The organism is Pseudomonas sp. UBA6323 (assembly GCF_002439135.1).
In the GTDB taxonomy this organism is placed as follows: Bacteria; Pseudomonadota; Gammaproteobacteria; order Pseudomonadales; family Pseudomonadaceae; genus Aquipseudomonas.
Genome location: NZ_DJSX01000044.1, coordinates 1 through 6,337 on the forward strand (window position 1 = coordinate 1; position 6,337 = coordinate 6,337).

At 58.4% G+C, this 6,337-nt stretch carries 3 protein-coding genes; all 3 read right to left on the bottom strand.

Annotation, left to right across the window (positions count from 1 at the left end):
• Positions 1-906: 906 nt before the first annotated feature.
• On the bottom strand, positions 907-2,652 hold the full coding sequence (locus tag B3P22_RS10275) for an RNA-directed DNA polymerase (RefSeq protein ID WP_296270904.1): 1,746 nt from the start codon (positions 2,650-2,652) through the stop codon (positions 907-909).
• Positions 2,652-3,632: a hypothetical protein gene (locus B3P22_RS10280; protein WP_296270905.1), complete on the bottom strand. Its 981-nt coding sequence runs from the start codon at positions 3,630-3,632 to the stop codon at positions 2,652-2,654. Before B3P22_RS10280 ends, B3P22_RS10275 begins: the two co-directional genes overlap by 1 nt.
• Before the next feature lie 79 nt (positions 3,633-3,711).
• Positions 3,712-6,337, bottom strand: a 2,626-nt coding sequence (gene aceE, locus B3P22_RS10285) for a pyruvate dehydrogenase (acetyl-transferring), homodimeric type (RefSeq protein ID WP_296270906.1), incomplete at its 5' end; no start/stop codon positions are given.

A 6,337-nucleotide genomic window follows, 5' to 3' on the forward strand; every position in this document is an offset into this window, starting at 1 on the left:
GGGGCGCGGCGGCGGCTCATGGGGCCTCCTGCACGGCGCACGCGGACTGAGCCACGCCGCTGCACTCGCGCAGAGCGACGTTGATGCGGGCGGACAGGCTGCGCAGGCATTTCGCCAGCACGCCGGGCTGGCACAGCAGGTGCGCGGTGAGGTCGTGGTTGCCCTGCTCGGTGGCCGCCAGTGCGGCCAGCCGCTGNNGGGGGGGGGAGGGGGGGGGGGGGGGGGGCGGTGGGGGCCAGTGCGGCCAGCCGCTGCATGACGTCGCCCACTTCAAGCAGCAGCGCGTGCGCGCCCTCGGACAACAGGTAACCCGGCACGGTGGCCGGTGGGGATGGTGCGGTGTACATGGCAACGCCCTCCTGGAATACGCCGAGCACCGCCGCCCGAAGGCGACGGGATGTCGGGAGGTTCGAAACCGCACGTAGACGGCGGGCGTATTTCCCCGAAGGGTGTTGTATTAGCCGCCCTCCCGACGCAGGCATCGCGTCGGCTTGTGCCCGGAGGATTGGGCACAAAAAACCCACCGGTTTAACGGAGGTGGGTACCGCTACGTGAGGAGTTTCGACGCTCCTTGATGGCGAGAGTGCTGATGCTTTGAAGCAATGTCAACCGTGATCCGAACAGATCAGCGAATGCGCGAAGACTTCCTATGCCCCCACTCTCTGAAATCTGACAGAAAATTATTCTTCACATAAATCGAGGCAAGCACTCTGATCAAACAGAAAATTCAAGGCGACAGATAAACAGTATCGCGTCGGCTTTGCCATACAGACGAATAAGTGAACCTGAACGTTTTACTCCACACTGAACTTCTCGACAGTACGCATCATAACCACGTGACTGAGACCTTTGTCATCCCGCTGAATAGCAAGGAGCCAGCATCAGTCATCTGCTCAGCATGCAGTATCATAAAGAACCACCAGCAGGATCGAGGGCATCAAGAGCAATTTCCTCAAACGCATCAAACGGGGTATCCAACATCTCATAGTGCCTGACGTTCGCGGAGAGTCCATGCAAACTGGCCAGATTTGACAAGAAGGGATCGCCACTTCTCATCATGTCTATATCAGGCCCACGCTCAACAAACCTTATGAGCTCATTATTATCAGTCACGTCCTTCGGCAGATTCGCCTGCACCTCTACACCGTTTACCTTAAAGACCGCAAGAGCCTGCAGTTCAGCACTACTCAGCTCTGTTTTTTCTACCACCACCCGGTTCCCCTCCATCCCCACTGGTTGGGCAACGGCCTGTGCCACGTTGCGCCCCATTTCCAGCACAAGATCAACTCGCCCAGAAGCAATCGCTTTAACAACTTCACCGTGCAGAGCCAAGGATGGATCCTTAATATCCTCACTCATCGAACGGAGCTCTCCATTATCACTTAGATATGCGAGCCTACCGAGTCGATAGCGGATCTTCGGAAGAAGTCTCTTAGCCTGAAATCCATCAGCGACACCATATGCATCGGTGATCGCCTTCAGCTCATTAAAGTATCTTTCCTTTAGAGCTGATGCCCGACCTATGAGCTGCTCAATCGCAACCTTAGAAACATCTCCGGAGTACATTAAATGATCTGCCGATCCAGCGATCCTTTTTGCATACGTGGACTCCTGCGCAGCGATGGAGTAATCAAGCACAGGCATTCTAAAACCATGATTCGAGAACTGGAGTGACAACTGCTGCGTAAGATCTGGGCGCACCACAAGGAGCTTCTTAACATCACCGACAAGCTTCATCCAAGAATCTTCTTGCTTCCACTCATCATCGTCCTCCGCACCATCCAACCAAGTGGATGCCGCAATCTCCAGACTCTTCCCTGATGACTCATCGTGTAGCTCTAGCCCGATCTCATCGAGCAAAGATGCCAGCCGCTGCCGAGCCCGATGAACTCGATCTGGCGTTCCGACCAGCGCAATGTCATCCACATATCTGCAGTATCCAACTTCGCCACAAGAGAATGCAGCGTCTACGTCAGAGAGAACGAGATTTGCGATCAGATGACTGAACATAGGCCCCGTGAGTATTGCTGAGCCACTCTCACTGGAAGTGCGCGCCACTCTGGCATGATCCGCGAGCAGCTTAAAGCCTAACTCTACAAGGGGCTCCTTCAGGTTTGACCTATTGCATGCCTTTTCCCACGCCTTTGAGGCCACTTCCTCTCTGACGGAAGGATAAAACCTCTTGATGTCCATGAAGGCAACAACCTTTCCCTCTGGGTTCCTGCACATTTCCGTGATGGATTCATGACGCCTCCTAAATCCATCCATATAATGATCGAATATCCCAGAAACCTTCCCGGGTGAAACGGGCCTATAGCTATAAACACTCGAACTTAGTACAAACCCAGTTCCTTCCGAGCTAGCGCAGGCATCTATCAAAACCGCTTCAGCAAGCGCCTCCCCAGCTGCGGGAAAGTACATTTGGCGATGGGTCGGCTTCCCACCTTCCATCGCCTTAAAGTGAAGAACGGAGGAGTAAGGCAATGTGGATCTCTTAATCACCGAGTCTACACAAAACCTCTCTGCCCAATGATCAGATCTAGCTGCGGCATTATCCAGGTAGTAGCGCAGCGCCAGATATGTGAACACATCTCTTTGACGATACTGATTAACAGCCCTAAGCGAGAAGCTTCCAGAATTTTGGCCACTCATTATTCACGCCCCAACGCCATAGCTACAACAGCAAGCCGAACACTGGGCTTATGTTCCGAATTCAACGGGTGCCTATATTTCGCCTCACTCGTTGCGACAATCTCAGTCTCGCCTCGACCCGAGGCCAAAATCCACCTCTGCATGACTCTCGTGAATCCTTTCCACTTGGTCACCATATTATTGGCGAGCCAGGCAAACAAACCATTGGAATCCAGAACCTTGTTCATTGGCGGCTCCATCCACACTGCAAAACTCTTCTGCGCAGAAGCATATCGAAAGAGCTCCTCAAGTTGCCTCTCGGACCCTTTACGGTTCCCACTCGACTGCAAAAATGCACTGAAATTTGCAATCATCAGCAGTTTATTCTCTATATCTACAGAGCCAAGGATGCACTTTGTAACAAGATCTGCCGTGCTGTTCTGACACTTAACATCCCAGCCTTGGAACTGAAAGGAGACGAAGATCGCCTGCTCCTCGAGAAAAGGCTGAATTTTACCCATTATAGCTTCAGCATATTTTCGCGCAGTAGTCGACAACTCGCCACCAATAACCTTCACAAAAAGCGGCTCTCTCGGAATTACCTTTTCGGCCCTCAGCTCTGCGATTGCGCAGAGATATGCAGCTGCAGCGGCGCCTGATCCGCAGGGCGCATCCGTAATGCATACGGAAGATCCTGATGTGCATCGAATGAACGCGTCCGACGCGTCCGCAACTTCATTTTTTGGATCCAAAACTGCCAATAGCACTCTTGCAACTGAGCCACTGAATGCTTGAGCAAAGTGACGATCAGTATCCTGCTTACTAACGCCGCCGACAGCACCCTCGCAGTTTCCGTAGGTGACCAAGGAGGTTAGTCCTTCCTCCTCGAGAATACCGGCATATACGCTGCATAGGCTCGCAGGAAACAAAAGAGTCCCCTCGTCAGCCAACCAAAGTGACGAGGGAATATTTTCAGGCTCAAGAAGTCGGCTTGCTGGCATCTGGAGGCGCTTCCTTTCGTGTTATTCCATGATTCTCAAAACTAAAGAGGGCGGCAATTGCCGCCCTCCGAAAGTTGACTCAAACCCCAACAGGATTCGCCTTCTCCGGATCAATGTTGTACTGCTTGATCGCCCGGGCTACGTCCTTCGCGGTCATCTTGCCGTCCTTCGCCAGCGCCGCGATGGCGGCGTGGGCGATGTAGTAGCGGTCCACTTCGAAGAAGCGGCGCAGGTTGGCGCGGGTGTCGGAGCGGCCGAAGCCGTCGGTACCCAATACCGAATAGGTCATCGGCACGAAGGCGCGGATCTGGTCGGCGTAGGCGCGCACGTAGTCCGTGGCGGCGATGGCCGGGCCCTGGCGGCCTTCCAGCAGCTGGGTGACGTAGGCCTTGCGCGGTTCGGCTTCGGGGTGGAGGCGGTTCCAGCGCTCGGCGTCGAAGCCGTCGCGGCGCAGTTCGTTGAAGCTGGGGCAGGACCAGATGTCGGCGGTGACGCCGAAGTCCTTGTCCAGCAGTTCGGCCGCGGCAATGGCTTCGCGCAGGATGGTGCCGCTGCCCAGCAGCTGCACGCGCAGCTCGCCCTTCTTGGGCTTGCCGGCGTCGGTGAGCAGGTACATGCCCTTGATGATGCCCTCGGCTGCACCTTCCGGCATGGCCGGGTGGGTGTAGTTTTCGTTCATCAGGGTGATGTAGTAGTACTCGTCGACCTGGTCTTCCATCATGGCCTTGGTGCCATGCTGCAGGATCACGGTGACTTCGTAGCCGAAGGTGGGGTCGTAGCTGCGCACGTTGGGAATGCCGCCGGCCACGATGTGGCTGAAGCCGTCCTCGTGCTGCAGGCCTTCGCCGTTGAGCGTGGTGCGGCCGGCGGTGCCGCCCAGCAGGAAGCCGCGGGTACGCATGTCCGCCGCCTGCCAGGCCAGGTCGCCCACGCGCTGGAAGCCGAACATCGAGTAGTAGATGTAGAACGGCAGCATCGGCACGTTGCTGACCGAGTAGCTGGTGCCGGCGGCCATCCACGAGGCAATGGCGCCCGGCTCGCTGATGCCCTGCTGCAGCACCTGGCCGCTCTGGTCTTCGCGGTAGTACATGAGCTGGTCGGCGTCGACCGGCTTGTACTTCTGGCCGTACGGGGCGTAGATGCCGATCTGGCGGAACAGGCCTTCCATGCCGAAGGTGCGGGCTTCGTCGGCGACGATGGGCACCAGGCGCGGGCCCAGTTCCTTGTCGCGCAGGCTGATGTTCAGCGTCTGCACGAAGGCCATGGTGGTGGAATAGGTGCGCTCGCCCGAATCCTTGAGCAGGCGCTCGTAGGTTTCCAGCTTGGGCGCGTTGAACGACTTGTCGGCCTTGCGGCGGCGCTGCGGCAGGTAGCCGCCGAGCGCGGCGCGGCGCTCCTGCAGGTACTGCACTTCCGGCGAATCCGGGCCCGGGTGGTAGAACGGCACCTGGCCGTCCTTGAGCTGTTCGTCGGTGACCGGGATGTTGAAGCGGTCGCGGAAGTGGCGCACCGCTTCGTCGTCCAGCTTCTTGGTCTGGTGGGTGGGGTTGAGCGCCTCGCCGGCGCTGCCCATGCCGTAGCCCTTGACCGTCTTGGCCAGGATGACGGTGGGCATGCCCTTGGTGTTCACCGCCTGGTGGTAGGCGGCGTACACCTTGTGCGGGTCATGGCCGCCGCGGTTCAGGCGCCAGATGTCGTCGTCGGACAGGCTGGCCACCATGGCGGCGGTTTCCGGGTACTTGCCGAAGAAATGCTCGCGCGTGTACGCGCCGCCGAAGGCCTTGCAGTTCTGGTATTCGCCGTCGACGGTTTCCATCATGAGCTTCTTGAGGACGCCGTTGGTGTCCTTGGCCAGAAGCGGATCCCAGTAGGAGCCCCACAGCAGCTTGATGACGTTCCAGCCGCCGCCGCGGAACACGCCTTCCAGTTCCTGGATGATCTTGCCGTTGCCGCGCACCGGGCCGTCCAGGCGCTGCAGGTTGCAGTTCACCACGAAGATCAGGTTGTCCAGGCCTTCGCGGCCGGCCAGGGCAATGGCGCCCAGGGTTTCGGGCTCGTCGCTTTCGCCGTCGCCGATGAAGCACCACACCTTGCGGTCGGACTTCTCGATCAGGCCACGGTTTTCCAGGTAGCGCATGAACTGCGCCTGGTAGATGGCGGCCAGCGGGCCCAGGCCCATGGACACGGTGGGGGTCTGCCAGAAGTCCGGCATCAGCCACGGGTGCGGGTAGGAGGACAGGCCGCCGCCGTCCACTTCCATGCGGAACTTGTCCAGCTGCTCTTCGCTGATGCGGCCTTCCAGGAAGGCGCGGGCGTAGATGCCCGGGGCGCTGTGGCCCTGGATGAACAGCAGGTCGCCAGGGTGGTTTTCACTCGGGGCGCGCCAGAAGTGGTTGAAGCCCACGTCATACAGCGTGGCGCCGGAGGCGAAGGAGGCGATGTGGCCGCCCAGATCGCCCGGCTTGCGGTTGGCGCGCACCACGGTGGCCATGGCGTTCCAGCGGATGATGGAACGGATGCGCCATTCCAGCTCGGCATTGCCGGGGCTCTTGGCCTCCAGCTGCGGCTCGATGGTGTTGACGTATTCGGTGGTGGGGGAGAACGGCAGGAACGCACCCGAACGACGGGTCAGTTCAACCATGCCTTCCAGCAACTGATGCGCGCGCTCGGGGCCCTCGACATCGATAACGGCCTTCAACGACTCG

What these genes read in the sequence shown, in the direction of transcription:
- B3P22_RS10275 (WP_296270904.1), bottom strand. Translation starts at nt 2,652, where the DNA reads ATGAGTGGCCAAAATTCTGGAAGCTTCTCGCTTAGGGCTGTTAATCAG.
- B3P22_RS10280 (WP_296270905.1), bottom strand. Translation starts at nt 3,632, where the DNA reads ATGCCAGCAAGCCGACTTCTTGAGCCTGAAAATATTCCCTCGTCACTT.